The 20,342-nt window shown below is 65.2% G+C and carries 19 protein-coding genes; 9 read left to right on the top strand and 10 right to left on the bottom strand.

What is annotated here, in order from left to right:
* The first annotated feature begins 124 nt into the window (after positions 1-124).
* Positions 125-889, top strand: a complete 765-nt coding sequence (locus MIN45_RS10855) for a metal-dependent hydrolase (RefSeq protein ID WP_286292177.1) — start codon at positions 125-127, stop codon at positions 887-889.
* 15 nt (positions 890-904) lie between these two features.
* Here the strand turns inward: MIN45_RS10855 and MIN45_RS10860 are convergent, their stop codons facing one another.
* The 5 genes from MIN45_RS10860 to MIN45_RS10880 are packed head-to-tail and all read right to left on the bottom strand — an operon-like array spanning position 905 to position 4,436.
* On the bottom strand, positions 905-1,903 hold the full coding sequence (locus MIN45_RS10860; RefSeq protein ID WP_286292181.1) for a zinc-dependent alcohol dehydrogenase family protein: 999 nt from the start codon (positions 1,901-1,903) through the stop codon (positions 905-907).
* 16 nt (positions 1,904-1,919) lie between these two features.
* Positions 1,920-2,204: a cupin domain-containing protein gene (locus tag MIN45_RS10865; protein ID WP_286292183.1), complete on the bottom strand. Its 285-nt coding sequence runs from the start codon at positions 2,202-2,204 to the stop codon at positions 1,920-1,922.
* Between the two features lie 2 nt (positions 2,205-2,206).
* Positions 2,207-2,440: a glutaredoxin family protein gene (locus MIN45_RS10870; RefSeq protein ID WP_286292187.1), complete on the bottom strand. Its 234-nt coding sequence runs from the start codon at positions 2,438-2,440 to the stop codon at positions 2,207-2,209.
* Complete coding sequence (gene recQ / locus MIN45_RS10875; protein WP_286292193.1) at positions 2,437-4,242, bottom strand: DNA helicase RecQ; 1,806 nt, start codon at positions 4,240-4,242, stop codon at positions 2,437-2,439. The genes MIN45_RS10870 and recQ overlap by 4 nt, the downstream gene beginning before the upstream one ends.
* A 14-nt stretch (positions 4,243-4,256) precedes the next feature.
* On the bottom strand, positions 4,257-4,436 hold the full coding sequence (locus MIN45_RS10880; RefSeq protein ID WP_286292195.1) for a hypothetical protein: 180 nt from the start codon (positions 4,434-4,436) through the stop codon (positions 4,257-4,259).
* A 102-nt stretch (positions 4,437-4,538) separates the two neighbouring features.
* Between MIN45_RS10880 and MIN45_RS10885 the strand changes: the two genes are divergently transcribed.
* From MIN45_RS10885 to MIN45_RS10895, 3 genes are read left to right on the top strand one after another with little or no spacing between them, the layout of a single operon-like run.
* A complete protein-coding gene (locus MIN45_RS10885; protein ID WP_286292198.1) occupies positions 4,539-5,819 on the top strand; it encodes a pyridoxal-dependent decarboxylase in 1,281 nt (426 codons plus the stop codon).
* The gene (locus MIN45_RS10890; protein ID WP_286292201.1) at positions 5,816-7,048 is read left to right on the top strand and encodes an MFS transporter; all 1,233 of its coding nucleotides are present in this window, start codon (positions 5,816-5,818) and stop codon (positions 7,046-7,048) included. Before MIN45_RS10885 ends, MIN45_RS10890 begins: the two co-directional genes overlap by 4 nt.
* Positions 7,049-7,077: 29 nt before the next feature.
* On the top strand, positions 7,078-8,082 hold the full coding sequence (locus tag MIN45_RS10895; RefSeq protein ID WP_286292203.1) for a Gfo/Idh/MocA family protein: 1,005 nt from the start codon (positions 7,078-7,080) through the stop codon (positions 8,080-8,082).
* Here the strand turns inward: MIN45_RS10895 and dapC are convergent.
* Positions 8,077-9,261, bottom strand: coding sequence for a succinyldiaminopimelate transaminase (gene dapC, locus MIN45_RS10900; protein ID WP_286292205.1), 1,185 nt, complete (start codon positions 9,259-9,261; stop codon positions 8,077-8,079). The genes MIN45_RS10895 and dapC overlap by 6 nt on opposite strands.
* A gap of 16 nt (positions 9,262-9,277) precedes the next feature.
* Positions 9,278-9,844 carry an SCO family protein gene (locus MIN45_RS10905; protein WP_286292207.1) on the bottom strand — a complete coding sequence of 189 codons (567 nt, stop codon included), beginning with the start codon at positions 9,842-9,844 and terminating at the stop codon, positions 9,278-9,280.
* A gap of 281 nt (positions 9,845-10,125) precedes the next feature.
* Between MIN45_RS10905 and MIN45_RS10910 the strand changes: the two genes are divergently transcribed.
* On the top strand, positions 10,126-11,859 hold the full coding sequence (locus tag MIN45_RS10910; RefSeq protein WP_286292208.1) for a patatin-like phospholipase family protein: 1,734 nt from the start codon (positions 10,126-10,128) through the stop codon (positions 11,857-11,859).
* Here MIN45_RS10910 and MIN45_RS10915 read toward each other — a convergent pair.
* Positions 11,852-12,988, bottom strand: coding sequence for a Card1-like endonuclease domain-containing protein (locus MIN45_RS10915; RefSeq protein ID WP_286292210.1), 1,137 nt, complete (start codon positions 12,986-12,988; stop codon positions 11,852-11,854). The two genes, MIN45_RS10910 and MIN45_RS10915, sit on opposite strands and share 8 nt — an antisense overlap.
* A gap of 218 nt (positions 12,989-13,206) precedes the next feature.
* Entirely contained in the window at positions 13,207-15,669 is a 2,463-nt protein-coding gene (leuS, locus tag MIN45_RS10920) for a leucine--tRNA ligase (RefSeq protein ID WP_286292213.1), read from the bottom strand.
* 189 nt (positions 15,670-15,858) lie between these two features.
* Here leuS and MIN45_RS10925 point away from each other — a divergent pair, with 189 nt between their 5' ends.
* Genes MIN45_RS10925 through MIN45_RS10940 form a run of 4 tightly spaced genes read left to right on the top strand, consistent with a single transcriptional unit; the run spans position 15,859 to position 19,057 of the window.
* The gene (locus MIN45_RS10925; protein ID WP_286292216.1) at positions 15,859-16,644 is read left to right on the top strand and encodes a ParA family protein; all 786 of its coding nucleotides are present in this window, start codon (positions 15,859-15,861) and stop codon (positions 16,642-16,644) included.
* Positions 16,641-17,618 carry an ABC transporter substrate-binding protein gene (locus tag MIN45_RS10930; RefSeq protein ID WP_286292219.1) on the top strand — a complete coding sequence of 326 codons (978 nt, stop codon included), beginning with the start codon at positions 16,641-16,643 and terminating at the stop codon, positions 17,616-17,618. The genes MIN45_RS10925 and MIN45_RS10930 overlap by 4 nt, the downstream gene beginning before the upstream one ends.
* Before the next feature lie 6 nt (positions 17,619-17,624).
* Positions 17,625-18,362, top strand: a complete 738-nt coding sequence (locus MIN45_RS10935) for an ABC transporter permease (protein WP_286292222.1) — start codon at positions 17,625-17,627, stop codon at positions 18,360-18,362.
* Positions 18,359-19,057, top strand: coding sequence for an ABC transporter ATP-binding protein (locus tag MIN45_RS10940; protein ID WP_286292224.1), 699 nt, complete (start codon positions 18,359-18,361; stop codon positions 19,055-19,057). The genes MIN45_RS10935 and MIN45_RS10940 overlap by 4 nt, the downstream gene beginning before the upstream one ends.
* Before the next feature lie 243 nt (positions 19,058-19,300).
* Here the strand turns inward: MIN45_RS10940 and queA are convergent, their stop codons facing one another.
* A complete protein-coding gene (gene queA / locus MIN45_RS10945) occupies positions 19,301-20,323 on the bottom strand; it encodes a tRNA preQ1(34) S-adenosylmethionine ribosyltransferase-isomerase QueA (protein WP_286292227.1) in 1,023 nt (340 codons plus the stop codon).
* Positions 20,324-20,342 lie beyond the last annotated feature (19 nt).

Genomic DNA, 20,342 nt, shown 5'->3' on the forward strand with positions numbered 1-20,342 from the left:
TTAAGAAAAAGCCTATCTATGATACCCGTCCAAACACCGACAGCACCATTTGGATGACGGTAAAAACCGCTTTCGTTCCTTCTTTTTACGTATACTCAAGGACAGATTCGAACTTTTTCCCGATATGGCCAATTTCAAGACCCACCTCGGCGCCGCCACCCTGATCAGCGGCGCGGCAGCGACCACGGTCGCCGATATCGGCCTGGTGGATGCCCACCAAGCCCCGCTCCTGTTCGCACTTGGGGTTTTGGGCGGGCTGCTACCGGACATCGACGCCGACAACTCCACGCCGGTGCGACTGGTCTTCACCCTGCTGGGACTGGCGGCAGCCTTTGAGGCCGTCTTCTACATGCTGGAACATTACCGCTTCAGCATCAGCGAGCTGTGCGTCCTGGCGGCCGCCGTCTTCGCCGCCGTCCGTTATCTCGTCTTCGAGCTGTTCCTGCGCCTGACCGAACACCGCGGCGTGTTCCATTCGCTACTGGCGGTCGTCTTCTTCACGCTCCTGACCACCAGCCTCTCCTACCACTTCACCAGTGCTTCCCCGCGTCTGGCCTGGCTGCAGGGGCTGTTCGTCGGGCTGGGCTACTGCGTCCACCTGACCCTGGACGAGCTGTTCAGCGTCGATCTGCTCGGCGGGCGCCTGAAGCGTTCCTTCGGCACCGCCCTCAAGCCCTTTGGCCGGGATCTCAAGGCCACCCTGGCGATGGGGGCGCTGACCGTGGCGCTCGCCAACACCCTGCCGAATCCACAGATCCTGACGAACCTCTTGAGCCGGGAAACCCTGATCGAGCCGGTCCAGGAAAAATTATGGCCCGCCCGGGGCCGCTGGTTCGCCCAATGGCGCCACCCGCGGCCCCGGACGGGCCGTCTGTTGGTTCTGGAATGAGCCGTTTCTGCGCCGTTACGCCAGGGTCAGCACGACCTTGCCGATAGGATGCCGTTTTTCCAGGTATTCCTGGGCGGCGGCCGCTTCCTCCAGCGGGAAGGTCCTGGCCACCTGCACCTTGAGCCGGCCCTGATCGAACAGTTCGGCGGCGCTGGCGAGGATGTGGCCCTGGTGCTTTTCCCATTCCGGCAGTTCCAGCAGCACCGGCGTCAGCATCATTTCCAGGGAGATGCGCAGATTGCGGATCCGGGCGTCAGTCCAGTCGATGTCGGGAGGCGGCAGCAGGATGGTGACCAGATCGCCGTACACCCTGGCGGCGGCGCAGCACTGGCGGAACACGTCATCGCCCAGGGTGTCGAAAGCGACATCGACCCCTTCTCCCCCGGTCCAGGACCGGACCGCCTCGACCACGTCTTCGCTGCGGTAGCAAATCACCCGCTCGGCCCCCAGTTCCGCTACGAAACGGGCCTTGTCGTCGCTGCTGACCGAGCTCGCCACCCGGGCGCCGACGATCCTGGCCAGCTGGATGGCCATGTGGCCGACCCCACCGGCGCCGCCGGGAACCAGCACCGTCTGGCCGTTCTGCAAACGGGCCCGGTCGTAGAGGGCCTCCCAGGCGGTGATGAGCACTAAGGGGGCGGCGGCGGCATGAACGAAGTCCAGGGATTTCGGCTTGTGGGCCACCAGGGCTTCGTCCACCACGGCATACTCGGCATAGGTGCCCTGGCGGCCGTTGAAGCCGGGCTGGCAGAAATAGACTTCGTCCCCGGGCTTGAAGCGCGCCACGCCCGCCCCCACCTCGGTGACGACGCCGGCCCCGTCGCAACCGAGGATCGCCGGTTTCGTCACCGGAAAGCGGTCCAGGTCGTTGCGCATCTTGTAGTCGATGGGGTTGACCCCCACCGCCCGGATCTCCACCAGCACCTGATCGTCCCGTTCGATCCGGGGCCTGGGCATTTCCACCAGCTGCAGGACATTCGGGCCTCCGGCCCGTTCGGTCACGATCGCTTTCATGCTCGCCTCCCGTATTTCACTTTTTCCGGTAACCGTAAAGCCAGCGGGCGGTGGTGGTGCCGACGTTGCGGGCCGAATGCACCGCCCCGGCGGGGATGAACAGCTCTTCCCCCGGCTGGGGATGATACACCTTGCCGGCGATCTCGAATTCCATCTCTCCTTCCAGCACCATCACCAGCTCGTCCACGGCGTGGACGAAGTCCTCCCAGCGCTGCCTTGGGGGATCGACCCACAGATCGCAGCTGAAACCGCGAGCATGCCAGTCGCGGCAGACGGTTTCCATCTTGCGCTCGATGTCCATCGTCATCCCTCCGCGTCGATGAAATTCCGAACCGTGGCCAGATCGAACGGCCACCCCAGTTCCCGATCCTGCATTCTGTCGACCAGGACCGGAATCCGAACGCCGTAGCGCGCCGTCAGGTCGGCGTCAGCGGTGATGTCGATCTTGTCGAAGTCGCATCCGGCCTGCTTAAGCAACGCCTCGGCCTGCTCGCACAGGTGGCAGGCGGCGGTGCCGTACAATACCCAGCGCCTCACGCCGCCACCTCGTGGTCGCGGATCACCGCCAGAATGGCCGTCCCGTACCGTTCCCGTTTGGCGTCGCCGATGCCCACCACCTCCAGCAGCGCGTCGGGATCCCGGGGGCGACGCTCGACCAAGTCGGCGAGGGTGGCGTCACTGAAGATGATGTAGGGCGGCACCTGCTGCGCTTCCGCCAGCCGCCGGCGCAGCGCCCGCAACGCCGCCCACAGGCGCCTGCCGTCCTCATCCTCCGGCATTCCGGCCGAACGGCGGTCCTTTGTGGCCGCGGCCTTCCTCACCTGGGGATCGTGGCGCAGCCGCAGGGTTTCCTCCCCTCGCAGCAGCGGGCGGCATTTTTCCGTCAGGCGCAGGCCGCCGTGTCCCGCCATGTCCACGGCCAGGTAACCGGCGGCGGTGAGCTGGCGGAACACCGACTTCCACTGGGCGGCGCTGAGATGCCCGCCGATGCCGAAGGTGGACACCCGGTCGTGGCCGAACTGGCGGATGCGCTCGCCGGCCTGCCCCCGCAGCACGTCGATGAGGTAGTTGACGCCGAAGCGCTGGCCGGTGCGATAGACGCACGACAGGGCCATGCGGGCCTCACAGGTCGCCTCCCAGACGGCCGGCGGCTCCAGGCAGGTGTCGCAGTTGCCGCAGGGTTCGGCCAGGGTTTCGCCGAAATAGCGCAGCAGCACCTGACGGCGGCATTCGGTGGTTTCGCAGTACCCGAGCAGGGCCTCGAGCTTGTGGTGCTCGATGCGCTTGACGCGCGCGTCGGCCTGGGACTGAGCCAGCAACTGGCGCACCATGACCACGTCCTGGAGGCCGTAGAGCATCCAGGCTTCCGCCGGCAGCCCGTCGCGCCCGGCGCGGCCGGTTTCCTGATAATACGCCTCCAGGCTCTTGGGCAGGTCCAGATGGGCGACGAAACGCACGTCGGGCTTGTCGATGCCCATGCCGAAGGCCACCGTGGCCACCATCACCACCGCCTCCTCATGGAGGAAACGCTGCTGGTGGGCCGCCCGCGTTTCCGCCGCCAGACCGGCATGGTAGGGCAGCGCCGCAAATCCCGCCTGTTGCAGGAAACGGGCGGTGTCCTCGACCCGTTTGCGCGACAGGCAATAGACGATGCCGGCCTCGCCGCGGTGGCCCTCCAGAAAGGTCAGCAATTGTTTGCGTGGCGCGGCCTTGGGGGCGACCCGATAGCGGATGTTGGGACGATCGAAACTGGCGGCGAACACCCGCGCTTCCTTCAGCCGCAGGCGTTCCAGGATCTCGCCGCGGGTGGCGGCGTCGGCGGTGGCGGTCAGGGCGATGCGCGGCACGCCGGGAAAACGCTCGGCCAGCACCGCCAGCTGCAGGTACTCGGGACGGAAATCGTGGCCCCACTGGGATACGCAGTGGGCCTCGTCGATGGCCAGCAGCGCCAGGGGGATGCGGGCCAGTTTGTCCAGAAACGCCTCGCTGCAGAGCCGCTCGGGGGCGACGTAGACCAAATCGTATTCCCCCCGCAGCAGCCGTTGTTCCCGCGCGCGGATCTCCTCCCGTGGCAGGCTGGAATTGATGAAGGCGGCCTTGACGCCGAGCTGTTCCAGGGCGCTGACCTGATCCTGCATCAAGGCGATCAGGGGCGAGACCACCACCGCGGTGCCGGGGCGCAACAGGGCCGGAATCTGATAGCACAGGGACTTGCCGCCGCCGGTGGGCATCAGCACCAGAGCATCGCCGCCACCGGCCACGTGGTCGATGATCTCACGCTGGTGGCCGCGGAATTGCTGATAGCCGAAGACATGCTGGAGGAGGTGTTCGGGGGACATGACAACCAACGTCACTAGGACATCGCCCGGCGCACGGCGCGCACATCATAATCCGGATCGATCAGATCCTGTCCCTTCAGGCGCTTCATCGGTTCATCATCAAGAACAGTGTTGGTTCCCATCGTACACCTCAAGATGCGTATCTTGACGCTACCCGTCACGCCGGTGATGACGATGACTTTGTGTTTCTGCACTATGACCGCTTCCTCTTATACTGGCATCATGATGCCTTAAACCTGCAACAAGACCAACACGGTTGCCTTTGCATCCTGGTAAAACCATTGAGGAGATATGTCATGCCCTTGACCCGACGCCGTTTCCTTCAATTTAGCGCTGCCGGTCTTGCCGTTGCCAGCGCTGGATGTCAACCTCCCCGCTTGGAACTCCAAGCACTGGAAATGGCAAATGACAGCCGACTGGCGGAAAAGGCCCGCCTGGCCCGCCACAAGAACCGTTTCCTGGGCTATCCGGTCAACATGAGCACGCCACCGGAGGCATTCTTCGCCTGGCGCCGCCAGTTGCAGGAAACCGGGTTGACCCGATTCGCCTACAACAACGTGGGCAATCCTTACCACCACTCTCCCATTCCCTTCAACACCCACGATTTCGAACGCGAACTGATCGAGAACTTTGCCGCGGTCTATGCCTTTCCCAAAGACGATGTCTGGGGCTTTTTATCCCACAGCGGCACCGACAGCAACATGCACGGCATGTACATCGGCCGCACCCTGCTCAAAGGGCAAAGCGGCAAACTGCCCAAATGCTACTTCACCCCCGAGGCGCACTATTCCATTCAGATCCTCACCGATCTTCTCGGCCTAGAGCGGGTTTTCGTCGGTACTTTGCCCGATGCCAGCATGGACCCCGACGATCTGGCTCGCAAGGTAAACGCCAACCGCGACGTCCCGGCCCTGGTGGTCGCCACCACCGGCACCACCTTCAAGGGCGCTATCGACCGGGTCGATGCCATCAAGGCGGCCCTGGGCAATCACCCCCATTATCTGCATCTGGACGCCGCCCTGTTTGGCGGTTATCTGCCTTATACCGAAGATGCCGAGGAGGTGAAACACAAACAGGGGCGCTACGATTCCATCGCCGTCTCCTGCCACAAGTTCTTCGGCTTCCATTCCCCCGCTGGCATCTTCATCACCCGGCACAGCACTTTCGAAACTTTCAACCGGTTGTTCAGCAGGGTCCATACGCCAGAATATATCGGCCATGTCCCCGGGACCATCACCTGTTCCCGGGATGCGGTGAAACCGGCGGAGTTCTGGTTTTTCTCCCGTCCCGAAGACCGGCCGCGCCAGAGGCAGGATGCCAAACACATGCTGACGATGACAGACTACCTGATGGCGCAAATGGAAGCGCATTTCCCCCACCTGCGACCGGTGCGCGCCGGCCAAACCTCCAACACCATCTGGTTCCGCAAGCCGGCGGACTGGATCGTGGAAAAATATTCCCTCGCCACCATGACGGTGAAAGGAACCAAACACGCCCACGTGGTGGTGATGCCCCACGTGGACCGCCAGGTGGCCGATGCCTTCCTCGACGACTTGGCACAGGAACACGCGGCTTGACTCCGAAGACTGCCTGGATCCTCTACGATTTCGCCAACTCCGCCTTCGCCACCACGGTGATGGCCGGTTTTTTCCCGCTGTTCTTCAAGCAGTACTGGCACGGCGGCGCTCCGGTCGACAGCACGTTCCAGCTCGGGCTGGTCAACGCCGCCGCCAGCGGCCTGATCCTGGTGACCGCCCCGCTGCTGGGAGCCATCGCCGACCAGGGGCGGCTGCACAAACGCCTGCTGGCGGGCTTCGCGCTGCTGGGCATCTGCGCCACCTTCGCTCTGGCGCTACTGCAGGCGGGAATGGCCACCTACGCCCTGCTCTGCTTCGGCCTGGGGCTGGTGGGCTTTTCCGGCGCCAACATCTTCTACGATTCCCTGCTGATGGAAGTGGCAGCGCCGGCCGAATACGAGCGCGTCTCCAGCCTGGGCTTCGCCCTCGGCTATCTGGGCGGCGGGCTGCTGTTCGCCCTCAACGTGGCCATGACCCTCGAGCCTCACTGGTTCGGCCTGGCCTCTTCGGAACAGGCGGTGCATCTGGCCTTCGCCTCGGTGGCGATGTGGTGGCTGGTCTTCACCCTGCCGCTGCTGTGGAAGGTGGACGAGAGGCCCTGCCGCCGCCTGAGCCTGTCCCTGGTGGGCGATGCCTGGCGCCAGGTGGCGCGCACCCTCGGCCACGTCCGCGCCCACCGACCGGCGTTCCTGTTCCTGGTGGCCTACTGGTTCTACATCGACGGGGTGGACACCATCGTCCGCATGGCGGTGGACTACGGCCTGGCCATCGGCCTCGGCTGGAAAGGCCTGATCGCCGCCCTGCTGCTGGTGCAGTTCGTCGGCTTTCCCGCCGCCGTCGCCTACGGCCGCCTGGGGGAATGGATCGGCGCCAAACGGGCCATCCTGCTGGGGCTGGCGGTCTACGTGGGGGTGACGGCGTTCGCCGCCCGCCTCGACTCGGCGACCGAGTTCTATGCCCTGGCGATATTGATCGGCTTGGTCCAGGGCGGGGTCCAGGCCCTCAGCCGCGCCTACTACGCCCACCTGATCCCCAAAGCGATGGCGGCGGAGTTCTTCGGCTTCTACAACATGCTGGGCAAGTTCGCCGCGGTACTGGGACCGCTGCTGGTGGGGGTCACCGGCCGGCTGGCCGGCGACCCGCGGGCGGGGATCTTCAGCATCGTGGCGCTGTTTTTGATCGGCGGCGCCGTTCTGTTGCGCGTCCGCCCGCAGGTTGTGGCATCCTAAAGAAAAAACCGAGAAGGAGGCTTTCGCCCATGAACACCACCCGCAAAGTCCGCTGGGGCATTCTCGGCGCCGCCCGCATGAGCAAAGTGATGCTGCCGGCTATCGTCGCCGCCGGCAACGCCGAACTGGTCGCCGTCGCCAGCCGCCGGCCCGGGGCGGCGGCGCAACTGCTGGCCGAGTGCGGCCAGGAGAACGCCGCCGCCTACGACGACCCCCAGGCGCTGCTCGACGACCCGCAGGTGGAGGCGGTCTATCTGCCCCTGGCCAACGAGGAGCACGGCGAATGGACCCCGAAGGTACTGGAACACGGCAAGCACGTGCTGGTGGAAAAGCCCATGGCCCTGAAGCAGGAGGACATCGACCGCATCGAGGCCGCCGCCAGGGAGCGCAACCTCAAGGTCATGGAAGGCTTCATGTACCGCTTCCATCCCCAGCACCAGCGGGTGTGGGACATCATCAAGGCCGGTCATCTGGGGACGATCCGCAGCGTCCGCGCCACCTTTTCCTTTCCTATGACCCCGGCACGGCTGTACCGCATCTCCCGCCCCCTCGAACAGGGCGGCGGCGCCCTGTGGGACATCGGCTGCTACGCGGTCCACTGCTGCCGCTTCTTCTACGACGACGAACCGCAGGCGGCAGTAGCCATGGCCAAATTCAACGAGCACGGTGCCGACACCTCGGTGGCCGGCGCCCTGGACTTCGGCGACGGGCGTTTTGCCACTGTCGATTTCAGCTTCGAACGCGCCCGCCGGGCCGAGTACGAGATCATCGGCACCGAAGGCGGTCTCAAATGCCACAACGTCTGGGCCAAACCCGGCGACATCCCGCTGCTGAGCTGGTGGACCGGCGACGGCCGGCTGCACGAGGAGTGGCTTCCCACCGCCGACCACTTCCGCCTGGAGATCGAGCACTTCTCCCACTGCATCCTCGCCGACGAACCGCCTGCCCTGTCCCTGGACGACGCCCGCGGCAACTGCCGAACGCTCAACGCCATCGTCGCCGCCATCCGCACGGGCCAGCGCACCGCCTTATGAAGCCGCCAGAAAACGGGAAATCCGCTGCGCCGCCTCGACGCACACCGCCAGCGGGTGCACCCAGGCGATGCGCACGTAGCCGCGCCCCGGGTTGACACCGCCGGCCTCGCGCGCCAGGAAACTGCCGGGCAGGACGGTGACGTTCTCCCGGGCGTAGATGCGGCGGGCGAACTCGGCATCGTCCCCCGGCACCCTGAGCCAGAAATAGAACGCCGCCGGCGGCACCTGGACCTCGGCCGCCCCGGCGAGGATCTCCGCCGCCGCCGCGAAGCGCTCCCGGTAGGCGGCGCGGTTGCGGGCCACGTGCGCCTCGTCGTTCCAGGCGGCGATGCTGGCGTGCTGGGCCGGCAGGGGCATGGCGCAGCCGTGATAGGTACGGTAGAGAAAGTAGCGTTCGAGAATGGCCGCATCGCCGGCGACGAAGCCGGAACGCAGCCCCGGGGCGCTGGAACGCTTGGACAGGCTGTGGAACACCACGCAGCGGCGGTAATCGTCCAGCCCCAGTTCGGCGGCGGCCTGGAGCAAGCCCGGGGGCGGATTGCCGTCGTGAAGCTCGCTGTAGCACTCGTCCCCGGCGATGACGAAATCGTAACGCTGGGCCTTTTCGATCAGGCCCTTGAGCGTCTCCAGGCCGATGACCCGGCCGGTGGGATTGTAGGGCGAACACAGATACAGCAGGCGGCAGCGGCGCCAGACCGCCTCCGGGACGGCGTCGAAATCCGGCAGGAAACCGGTCGCGGCGGTGGCGTTGAGATAGTAGGGCTCGGCGCCGGCCAGCAGCGCCGCCCCCTCGTAGATCTGATAGAAGGGATTGGGCATCAGCACCAGGGGCTTGTCGGCCGGGTCGATGAGCGCCTGGGCGAAGGAGAACAGGGCCTCGCGGGTGCCGTTCACCGGCAGCACCTGGCGTTCGGGATCGACCGCCGCCAAGCGGAAACGCCGCTGTAGCCAGGCGGCGATGGCCTCGCGCAGTTGCGGCAGCCCCCGGGTGGTGGGATATTTCGCCAGCCCGTGGAGATGGGCGATGACGGCTTCGGCGAGGAAATGGGGCGGCGGGTCCTGGGGCTCGCCGATGGACAGGGCGATGTGGGGCTTGTCCGCCGGCGGTACGATGCCGGCCTTGAGGCGGGCGAGCTTCTCGAACGGATAGGGTTGCAGGAGATCGAGTCTGGGATTCATCGACGGCTTTCCTTGACTATTCAGCCAGCAGGCGTTCGAGATCGGCCTGCAGATCCTCCAGTGGGGTCTGGCTGCGGGCCAGCAGCCGGGCGTGTCCCTGGCGGTCGAAGATCAGGATGATGTCGCTGTGGACCACGTCGTAATCCCGCCCTTCCCCCTCCTTGCGGTAACCGAGGAAATAGCGCTTGGTTAAAGCATCGAGCTGATCCCTGTCACCGGTAAGACCGACGAACCAGGGGCCGAAACGGCGCACGTATGCCGCCAGCGCCTCGGGCGTGTCCCGTTCGGGATCGAGACTGACGAACAGGACCTGGACCGTCTCCGGATCGGCCTTGAGGGTTTCCAGCACCGTCGCCAACCGCGCCAGCGTCGCCGGGCAAACCGCCGGGCAGTGGGTGAACCCAGTGAACAGCAGCGTCACCTTGCCCCGGAAATCGGCCCCGTGGCGCACCTGACCCTGGGTATCGACGAGGGTGAAGTCGAGATCGGGCAGCCTGCCGCTGACATCGGTGGTGCGCCAGGGCTTGGGCTGGCAGGCGCTCAGCAGCAAGACGGCGATGATGACGAGTACTTTCAACGGCATGGCATCCATCTGCGTTATTTTTTCAGATTACCGGATGGAAAACCACTCTGACAGGGTGGCGGTTCGTTTTTCGTAGGTCAGATAAGGCGCGTCAAACGCCGCATCCGGCATGCCCAGATGCGCTGTCCTTATCCTGCCTACGGCAGTGGCCCCACCGCCACCATCGTTCAGGAGCTGCTCAGCCTAGCCCAAATCGCCTCCGGCCCCAACCGATTATTTGCTTTCGGCAAGAAACCGTGGGCACAATCCACAAACCGGAACGATCGAGAGGAGAACGGAAGATGAGCACCGACAAACTGGGACTGGCGCTTTCCGGCGGCGGTCTGCGGGCTTCCTTCTTCCATCTGGGAGTCTTGGCGCAACTGGCCGAATGCGGCCTGCTGCCCCGCATCGAAACCATCAGCGCGGTTTCCGGCGGCGCCATCATCGCCGCGCTGTACTACGTCCATCTCAAACGCCTCCTGGAGAGCAAGAAGGATACCGAGATCACAGATGCCGATTACGTCGACCTGGTCCACACACTCAACGAACAATTTCGCGCGGCCACCCGGAAGAACATCCGCCTGCTGGCTCTGGCGGACCTCCGGGCCAACTGGCGGCTGTACCGGCGCGACTACACTCTCAGCGACCGCATCGCCGAGGTCTACGACCAGCTGCTGTACCGTCCGGCCCTGGGCCGGGAGACGCCGGTGACGATGCGGGAACTGCGCATCTTCCCGCCCGGACAGCCCGACTTCCACCCCTATCGCGACAACGACGGCCGCCGCCATAAGGTGCCGGTGTTGATCCTCAACGCCACCAGCCTCAACACCGGCCGGGACTGGCAGTTCACCGCCCGGACCATGGGGGAACCGGTCTCCTACCAAAACGGGCGGGCCTGTTTCGACGAGATCGACAGCGTTCCGGTCCGGCTGCGCCGCCCTTTCGATTATTTCCAGGCCGCCGATCCGCGGCTGCGGGACTTTCCGCTGGCGAAGGCGGTCGCCGCCTCGGCCGCCGTGCCAGGGGTCTTTCCGCCCGTCGTCATCGAGGGGCTTTACCGCGACGGCGAGGATCCCATCTGCGTCTCCCTGGTCGATGGCGGCGTCCACGACAATCAGGGGATCGATGCGCTGCTGGCGGAAGCCTGCACCCGCTTCATCGTCAGTGACGCTTCCGGCCAGCTGGATTTCGAGCCCTGCCCGGAACCCGGACGGCTCGGTGTGCTGGCCCGCAGCGGCAGCGTGCTGCAGGACCAGGTGCGTTACGAAAGCCTGCACCGGCTGATCGAAGTCCACGGGCGCGACCGGGTCGCGTTCCTGCATCTGCGCAAGGGACTGGGAAAACGGGAGATTGCCTGGATCAACTGGAACGGCAAGCCGTATCCCAAGCGGGCGTCCCCGCCGACGACCGAGGCGTTCGGCGTCGCCCCCGAAGTCCAGGCCCGTCTGGCGGAAATCCGCACCGATCTTGACGCCTTCCACGACACCGAGGCCTTCGCGCTGATGTGCGACGGTTACCAAATCGCCCACGCGGAAATAGCGCACCGGTTTGGGCAAAACGGGTCCCAACCGGGCGCCTGGCCCTTTCTGCAGATTCAACCCGGGCTGCGCGCCCCATCCCCCCGTCTCCTGAAACTGCTGCGGATCGGACGCCACAACGTCGGCAAGATTCTGCTGCTGGACAAACGCCTGCTCGTTCCCGCCCTTGGCGCACCGGCACTGACGCTGGCGTGGGCGTGGATCTCCCTGCGCGACTGGATCGCCGCGGCCAGCATTCCGGTCAGCGCCATCGCGGGAATTGCCGGCCTGGTGATCCTCGACTGGCTCGGCCGGCGGCTGGGTGACGCCAAGGCGCCGGAGATCGCCGCCTTCGTCCGGCGCTTCAAACGGCTTGCCCGCACCCCTCTGAACGGCTACCAGAACATCCGCCGCTTTCTCCTGCGGGCCGCGCTGCCGCTGGCGGGCGCGATCCTGGTCAAGGGCTATCTGCGCTGGCTCAATCCGCTCTATCTGCGCTGCGGGCGTCTCAGATGATCCACTCGCGGAGAATGTGAGGCAGATCCTGGATCTGACGCCCTTCGCAGACGCGGATGCCCAGATCGGCGGCCCGGCGCCGGTCCGGCTCCGCCAGCGGCAGGTAGGACACCAGCATGCCCCGGCCGTGGAGACCGCCGAGGACTTCCTTGAGGGTATCGAGCTTGTAGATCGCCTCGGCGCCGGGACCGTCCTCGTCGGCCTCCTCGGGATGGAAATGGCGGGTCTTGCACTCGATCAGGTAGAGGTGGTTGTTGGCCAGAAACACCACGTCGAGCTCGTTCTCCACCTCGCCATGGCCGGTATCGCGGGCGATCAGCAGGTTGCGGGCCAGGTCCTGGATCAGCGGCAGCCGCCGGCGCAGCTGCTGCACCTGGCTGAAGACGTGCTCTTCGAGCCAGCCGCCGTTGACGAAGAAACGGGCGTTTTCATCGGGAAACACCAGGCGGCCGTGACGAATCCGCAGCGCATCGACAGCCTGGAAGCGGCTTAGCAGTTCGAGGAACTCGGGGCGGTGCAGGTATTCGGACCGGAGCGGCTCGGATTCGAGCGTCTCCCGCGCACTGGCGGCATACCAGTTGAGCACCCGCAGGGCGCCGGCGAAGTCTTCGACCCTGAGCACCAGGTAGGCGGTCAGTTCCCGGTAGGCCGGTGGAATGCGGATGTCGGCGCTGGCCTTGATCTCGGCCCCGCAGGCCAGGAGAAAATGGCGCAGCTTGATGCGGTCGGCCAGCTGATGGCGGGAACGGTCGTGGGGATGGAGCCAGAACAGCTCGTCGGTGAAGGGATGGACGTAGAAGACCGGCCGCTCGTAGGCGCGGAAGGCTTCGAAGGCGGCGATGCTCATGGGGCGGGTGCCGCAGGTGGCGTTGAGGACCAGGTCGTCGTGGGTTTCCAACAATTCCATGAAACGCCCCAGCAGGTGCTCCGCATCCCAGGCATCGGCCACCGGCCACCGATCCACCGGAACGCCGCAAGCCTCGCGCAGCACCTTTTTGAGCCATCGTGCCTGCCGTTCCATTTCCGGCGCTGTCACCAGCGTGACCGCAGCGGGGCGGGTGTCCGGGTCCAACACCGGGGTGATGTTGGGAACCGCCTGATCGGACACCAGACAGACGTGGCGGCTCATACGGCCCAGGGATCTTTCATAAGGGTACCGCTTCCCGGATCACTTGGCGCTCGAAATCGGTCTGCGGCCGGTCGGCGACGATCACCAAATCGATCTTGCGCTCGCCCAGTTCCCGGTACAGGCGCGCCACAGGAACACCCGGGCCCGTTCACCGGCCACCTCCCGCACCGCGCGGCGGATGGCCTCTATCTGTTCCGGCAGCAACCGCACCCCGGCGCTCATCCCACCACCACGTTCACCAACCGCCCCGGCACCACGATGATTTTGCGTACCGTCTTGCCTTCGATGAAGCGCTGCACGTTGGGTTCGGCCAACGCCGCCTTTTCGACGGCTTCCCTGTCGGCATCGGCGGGCACCTGGATCTTGCCCCGCAGCTTGCCGTTGACCTGGACCACCAACTCGATGGTGTCCTGCACCAGGGCGCTTTCGTCCACCCGGGGCCAGGGGGCGTCGATGACCATGCCCTCGTGCCCCAGGGACTGCCACAGTTCGTGGCAGATGTGGGGGACGATGGGGGCGAGCATCAGGACGATGGCCTCCAGCCCTTCGCGTTTGACGGCCTGCCCCTGGGGGCTGTCGTCCTCGAAGCGGGCCAGGGCGTTGAGCAGCTCCATGTTGGCGGCGATGGCGGTGTTGAAGGTGTAGCGGCGGTTCATGGCGTCGCTCACCTTGGCGATGGTCTGGTGGATCTGGCGGCGCAGTTCCTTCTGGGTCGGGGTCAGGGTCGCCTTGTCGAGCGCCGGCGCCTCCCCTGCCCCGTTGACGAAGGCCGCCACCTGGCGCCACAAGCGCTTGAGGAAGCGGAACGCCCCTTCCACGCCGCTGTCGGACCACTCCAGCGACTGTTCCGGCGGGGCGGCGAAGAGGATGAACAGACGCACGGTGTCGGCGCCGTATTTCCCGATCAGTTCCTCGGGGTCAACCACATTGCCCTTGGACTTGGACATCTTGGCTCCGTCCTTGAGCACCATCCCCTGGGTGAGCAGGTTCTTGAACGGCTCGTCGCAGCTCACCAAGCCTGCATCGCGCATCAGCTTGTGGTAGAAACGGGCGTAGAGCAGGTGGAGAATGGCGTGCTCGATACCGCCGATGTACTGGTCCACCGGCAGCCAGTAGTCGGCCTTTTCCTTGTCCACCATGCCGGCGGCGTAGTCCGGGCAGGTAAAGCGGGTGAAATACCAGGACGATTCCATGAAGGTGTCGAAGGTGTCGGTTTCCCGCTTGGCCTTGCGCCCGTCCGGCAGGGTGACCTCGTAAAAGCTCGGATCGGTCTTGAGGGGCGAGTGGACCCCGTCGAGAGTCACGTCCAGAGGCAGTTCCACCGGCAGCTGCGCTTCAGGCACGGGGATCGGGGTGCCGTCTTCCAGATATAGGATTGGAATCGGCGCCCCCCAGTAACGCTGGCGCGACACCCCCCAGTCCCGCAGGCGGTACTGAACCCGCTTGCGCCCGTATCCGTAGCTTTCCAGCCATTTGGCGACAGCCTCGAAGGCTTCCTCCGAGGTCAGGCCGGTGAAGGGACCGGAGTCGATCAGCACGCCCTTTTCGGTGAAAGCGCCTTTTTCCAGATCGCACCCGGCATCGCTGCCAGGTCTGGGAGCGATCACCTGCTTGATCGGCAGACCGTATTTTTTGGCGAACTCCCAGTCGCGCTGATCGTGGGCCGGCACCGCCATGACCGCCCCGGAACCGTATTCCATCAGCACGAAGTTGGCGACCCACACCGGCACCTTTTCGCCGGTGATGGGATGGACCGCATAAAGCCCCGTGGGACAGCCCTTCTTCTCCATGGTGGCCAGATCCGCCTCGGCCACGGTGCTCTTCTTGCATTCCTCGATGAAGGATTTGAGCTCGGGATTGGTCTCGGCCGCCTTCAGGGCCAGGGGATGTTCCGGGGACAGAGCCAGGTAGGTCACCCCCATGACCGTATCGGGACGGGTGGTGAAAATGGTGATGGCCTCATCGCTGCCGTCCAGGGGGAACTGCATCTCCACGCCGACGGACTTGCCGATCCAGTTGCGCTGCATAGTCTTGACCCGCTCGGGCCAGCCTTCCAGCCGATCCAGATCCTGAAGCAGCTCCTCGGCGTAGGCAGTGATCTTGAGGAACCACTGGGGGATTTCGCGCCGTTCCACCAGCGCCCCGGAGCGCCAGCCGCGGCCGTCGATGACCTGCTCGTTGGCGAGCACGGTCTGGTCCACCGGGTCCCAATTGACCGTGGCCATCTTGCGGTAGGCCAGGCCCCTGTCGAACAGTTTGGTGAAGAACCACTGTTCCCATTTGTAATAACCGGGATCACAGGTGGCGATCTCGCGCTTCCAGTCGTAGGCGAACCCGAGACGCTTGAGCTGGCCCTTCATATATTCGATGTTTTCGTAGGTCCACTTGGCCGGGTGGATGCCGTGCTTGGCGGCGGCGTTCTCCGCCGGCAGCCCGAAGGCGTCCCAGCCCATGGGCTGGAGCACGTTCTTGCCCAGCATGCGCTGGTAGCGGGCGATGGCGTCGCCGATGGAGTAGTTGCGCACGTGGCCCATGTGCAGCCGCCCGGAAGGATACGGGAACATCGACAGGCAGTAGAACTTCTCCTTGTTCGGATCCTCGCTGACCTCGAAGGCGCGGGTTTCCTCCCAGAGCCGTTGAACCTTTTCCTCGATGGCGTGGGGGCGGTAATTCTCGTCCATTGGTGGCTTCAATCCTGCTGGCAAAGGTTGGTTGGGTCCAATCGGTGGATTCTATCCAACCTCGTCAGGCAGGTCTAATCCACCTGCCGCTTCCTTGAGAAGCGACCAGGGAGAAAACCCACCACCCCGGCAACAATGCTAAAATGGCAGAATTCTCCATTTTGGCTTGACAACTCACAGGCACACTCCATGCGCAGGGTCATCTTCAATCAGAAAGGCGGTGTCGGCAAATCCACCATCACCTGCAACCTGGCGGCCATCAGCGCCGCCGAGGGAAAATCCACCCTGGTAGTGGACCTGGACATCCAGGGCAACACCACCCACTATCTCCTGGGGGGCAAGATCGAAGACCCGGAGGAAACCCTGGCCAAGTTCTTCCGCGACACCCTCACCATCAACCCCTTCGCCAAGAACCAGAAGGCCTCGGCCCGGGAGCTGATCCAGGACACCCCCTTCCCCAATCTCTACCTCCTCGCCTCCCACCCGGACATGGAGGAGCTGCAGACCCGGCTGGAATCGCGCCACAAGATCTACAAGCTGCGCGAGGCGCTGGAACAGCTCAACGACTTCGACCACATCTACATCGACACCCCGCCAATCCTCAATTTCTACAGCCGCTCGGCCCTGATTGCCGCCGAGCGCTGCCTGATTCCCTTCGACTGCGACGCCTTCTCCCGCGACGCGCTCTACAAACTGCTGGAGGCCATCGCCGAGATCCGCGCCGATCACAACGAGAATCTGATCGTCGAAGGCGTGGTGGTCAACCAGTTCCAGCGCCGCGCCCGCCTGCCCCAGCAGCTGGTGGAGGAGCTGAGCGCCGAGGGCCATCCGGTGCTCAAGACCCGCATCTCCCCTTCGGTGAAGGTGCGCGAGTCCCACAGTCAGGCCCAACCCCTGATCCACTACGCCCCGGATCACAAGCTGACCGAGGAGTTCAGGAACCTGTACCGGGAACTGCACGGCACATCGGCATGAAAGCTTTCCTCATCCTGACCGCCCTGCTGGCCGGGCTCGTACCGCAGACCCAAGCCGGCAGCCGGGACATCACCGTCGGGGCGCTGGCCTACGGCACCTTCAACTGGGAGCTGACCGTCATCGAGCGGGAAGGGCTGGACCGGCGCCAGGGCTTCCGCCTCAAGATCCGCAAACTCGCCAATCCCCAGGCCGGCCGCATCGGCCTTCAGGGCGGCAGCGTGGATCTGATCGTCACCAACTGGCTGTGGGTGGCGCGCCAGCGCAGTGGCGGGTACGATTTCACCGCCGTGCCCTATTCCCTGACCCACGGCGCCCTGATCGTGCCGCCGAAGTCCCCCATCCACACCCTCGCCGATCTGAAGGGCAAGCGCATCGGTGTCGCCGGCAGCCCCCTGTACGAGAACTGGATCCTGCTCAAGACTCTGGCCAGGCGCCAGCACGGCCTCGATCTGGAACAGGACGCCCGACCGGTGTTCGGGGCCCCGCCGCTGCTCAACCAACAGTTGCGCCAGGGCCGCCTCGACGCCCTGCTCAACTACTGGCACTACGCCGCCCGGTTGGAAGCGGCGGGTTACCGCCGCCTGCTCGACGGCGGCGACCTGCTGACCCGGTTAGGCATCACCCCGCCGGTGCCGACCCTGAGCTACGTGTTCCGGGAGCGCTGGGCCGCCGACCGCCGCGACACGGTCACTGCCTTCCTGCGCGCCGCCTACGGGGCCAAGGACGCCATCTGCGGTGACCGGCGGGTCTGGCGCTACGTCGCGCCCCTGACCGGCAGCACCGATCCCAAAATCCAGGCCACCCTGCGGCAGCGCTACTGTCAGGGCCGCCTGCGCCACTGGGGGGCGCCGGAACGCAAGGCCGCCGCCCGGCTTTACGCCCTGCTGCACGAAGCCGGCGGTGACGCCCTGACCGGCCCGGCCGCCGCTTTGCCCCGCGGCACTTTCTGGGCGGACTTCGTTCTGCCGCGCTAGCGGCCCGTGCAGCGCCTGATCGTCCCCCTGTCGCTGCTGTCCCTGATGCTGCTGTGGCAGGGACTGGCCGCCTGGCTGGCATCGCCCCTGCTGCCGTCGCCGTGGCAGGTGTTCGGGCGCCTGGGCAATGAAGCCGCCGGCGGCGAACTGCTGCATCACCTGGCCGTGACTTTAAGGCGGCTGGGAATCAGCTTCGTGACGGCGATGCTGCTGGGCTGCGCCCTCGGCATCCTCATGGGCCGTCATCCGCTGCTGGACCGCTGGTTCGATTCCTGGCTGACGGTGTTTCTCAACATCCCCGCGCTGGTGACCATCATCCTGTGTTACGTCTGGTTCGGGCTCACCGAGACGGCGGCCATCCTCGCGGTGGTGGTGAACAAACTGCCCAACGTGGCGGTCACTCTGCGGGAGGGCAGCCGCCATCTGGATACCGGCCTGCTGGAGATGGCGCAGGTCTATCGCTTCGGCCGCTGGAAGACCCTGCGCCACGTCGTCTGGCCCCAGCTCTATCCTTTCGTGGTCACCGCCGCCCGCACCGGGCTGGCGCTGATCTGGAAGATCATCCTGGTGGTGGAACTGCTGGGGCGCAGCGACGGCATGGGCTATCAGCTCCACCTGTTCTTCCAGCTGTTCGACGTCACCGGCATCCTGGCCTATACCGTGGCCTTCGTCATCGTCATCCAGCTGATCGAATGGACCGTTCTCCAACCCCTGGACCGCTTCGCCAACCGCTGGCGCCGATGATCGACATCCACATCGAACGCAAGGCCTTTGCCGCCAGCGGCCGGGCCGGTGCTCATACCGCCATCGCCGGCCTCGAGCTGCATCTGGCGGAGCACGAATTCGTCTGCCTGGTGGGACCGTCCGGCTGCGGCAAGACCACGTTGCTCAACCTGATCGCCGGCCTGGACCGGGATTTCGAGGGGCACATCCGCTTTCACAAGGCGGCCAGACCGCGCCTGGGTTACGTCTTTCAGGAGCCGCGCCTGCTCCCCTGGCGCACGGTGCGGGAAAATCTGGCGCTGGCATTGCCGGCGGACGTGGAACCGGCTCTGCTCGACGAACTGCTGGAAATCGCCGGCCTGACTGCCTTCCAGCACACTTACCCCACCCGCCTGTCATTGGGGATGAACCGCCGGGTCGCGCTGGTGCGGGCGTTTGCGGTCCGGCCGGATCTGTTGCTCATGGACGAACCCTTCGTCTCCCTGGATGCTCCCACCGCGGTCCGCATGCGGCGACTGCTGCGGGATTTGTGGCAACACCGCCCCCATACGGTGCTGTTCGTCACTCACGATCTGCGCGAGGCCCTGGAACTGGGCGACCGCATCGTCTTCCTGTCTCCTCCCCCGACCCGCGTCATCCGCGAGATGACGTTGCCCCCCCACCCCCGAGGCCCGGACACCCTGGAACGGCTTTACCACCGGATCCGCGGCGATTGAGGGTTTTCACCCAGATTGCGGCAATTGCCGCAGGCAGGCAGCCCCGTTCCGGGGGCGAAATCCTTATCAAAAACATATCCTGTTGAATTCAATGGAAAATTCAAAAATGGCACGCTGCCTGCAATATATATCCGTGCATAACCTCTTCAACCTGGTGACCGGTGCCCTGCAGTCTTTCACTCCTCCTCTCAAGACGAGCAACCTCGGGGCACCGGCTTTTTTTACCCCGCCAATCCCTGAACATCAGGACTTGCGACTCAGAAACATGGCGTCGCCATAGCTGAAGAAACGGTAGCGCTGCGCCACCGCATGGCGATAGGCCCGCATGACCGCCTCGTAACCGGCAAAGGCGCAGACCAGCATCAGCAGGGTCGATTCCGGCAGATGGAAATTGGTCACCAGGGCATCGACACAGCGGAAACGGTAACCGGGACGGATGAACAGCTCGGTTTCTCCGCGGCAGGGGATCAGTTTCCCGCTCCCGGCCGCCGCCTCCAGGCTGCGCACCGCCGTGGTCCCCACCGCGACCACCCGCCCGCCCCGCTCGCGGGTCCGTTCCACCGCCGCCACCGTGGCTTGCGGCACATCGAACACCTCCCGGTGCATGCGGTGCCGCTCCAGTTCCTCGACCCGCACCGGCTGAAACGTCCCGGCCCCCACGTGTAGGGTGACAAAGGCGGTTTCGACGCCTTTGGCCGCCAGCCGCGCCAACACCGCCTCGTCGAAATGCAATCCCGCCGTTGGCGCGGCGACCGCTCCCGGACGGCGGGCGTAAACGGTCTGATAGCGCCGCCGGTCCGCTTCGGTGTCGGGGCGGTCGATGTAAGGCGGCAGCGGCACGTGGCCGATGCATTCGAGAATTTCCAACAGCGGCGCCCCCACGAAACGCAGGCGGAACAGATCCCCCTCACGCCCTTCCACCCGGCAGCCAAAGCCCTGATCGAGCCCGATCTTCTGCCCCGGCTTGGGTGCTTTGCTCGCCCGCACGTGCGCCAGCGCCAAGTCGTCTGCCAGTGGGCGTTCGATCAGAATCTCCACCCGGCCGCCGGTTTCCTTGCGGCCGTACAGCCGCGCCGGAATCACCTTGGTATCGTTGAAAACCAGCAGATCCCCCGGCGCAAGCAGATCGACAAGATCGGCAAAACGGCGATCCTGAATCTCCCCGCTCTCCTCGAGCACCAGCAGCCGGCTGGCGCTGCGCTCCGGCAACGGCTCGCGGGCGATCAAGTCTTCGGGCAGGTCATAATGAAAGTCGGAGGTGCGCATCTTTGCTTCCTTCAATCGA

The sequence above is a fragment of the Methylomarinovum tepidoasis genome (assembly GCF_030294985.1).
Lineage (GTDB): Bacteria > Pseudomonadota > Gammaproteobacteria > Methylococcales > Methylothermaceae > Methylohalobius > Methylohalobius tepidoasis.

Coding starts and splice junctions, on each gene's coding strand:
- MIN45_RS10855 (WP_286292177.1), top strand. CDS start 125: ATGGCCAATTTCAAGACCCACCTCGGCGCCGCCACCCTGATCAGCGGC.
- MIN45_RS10860 (WP_286292181.1), bottom strand. CDS start 1,903: ATGAAAGCGATCGTGACCGAACGGGCCGGAGGCCCGAATGTCCTGCAG.
- MIN45_RS10865 (WP_286292183.1), bottom strand. CDS start 2,204: ATGGACATCGAGCGCAAGATGGAAACCGTCTGCCGCGACTGGCATGCT.
- recQ (WP_286292193.1), bottom strand. CDS start 4,242: ATGTCCCCCGAACACCTCCTCCAGCATGTCTTCGGCTATCAGCAATTC.
- MIN45_RS10885 (WP_286292198.1), top strand. CDS start 4,539: ATGCCCTTGACCCGACGCCGTTTCCTTCAATTTAGCGCTGCCGGTCTT.
- MIN45_RS10895 (WP_286292203.1), top strand. CDS start 7,078: ATGAACACCACCCGCAAAGTCCGCTGGGGCATTCTCGGCGCCGCCCGC.
- dapC (WP_286292205.1), bottom strand. CDS start 9,261: ATGAATCCCAGACTCGATCTCCTGCAACCCTATCCGTTCGAGAAGCTC.
- MIN45_RS10905 (WP_286292207.1), bottom strand. CDS start 9,844: ATGCCGTTGAAAGTACTCGTCATCATCGCCGTCTTGCTGCTGAGCGCC.
- MIN45_RS10910 (WP_286292208.1), top strand. CDS start 10,126: ATGAGCACCGACAAACTGGGACTGGCGCTTTCCGGCGGCGGTCTGCGG.
- MIN45_RS10915 (WP_286292210.1), bottom strand. CDS start 12,988: ATGAGCCGCCACGTCTGTCTGGTGTCCGATCAGGCGGTTCCCAACATC.
- leuS (WP_286292213.1), bottom strand. CDS start 15,669: ATGGACGAGAATTACCGCCCCCACGCCATCGAGGAAAAGGTTCAACGG.
- MIN45_RS10925 (WP_286292216.1), top strand. CDS start 15,859: ATGCGCAGGGTCATCTTCAATCAGAAAGGCGGTGTCGGCAAATCCACC.
- MIN45_RS10930 (WP_286292219.1), top strand. CDS start 16,641: ATGAAAGCTTTCCTCATCCTGACCGCCCTGCTGGCCGGGCTCGTACCG.
- MIN45_RS10940 (WP_286292224.1), top strand. CDS start 18,359: ATGATCGACATCCACATCGAACGCAAGGCCTTTGCCGCCAGCGGCCGG.
- queA (WP_286292227.1), bottom strand. CDS start 20,323: ATGCGCACCTCCGACTTTCATTATGACCTGCCCGAAGACTTGATCGCC.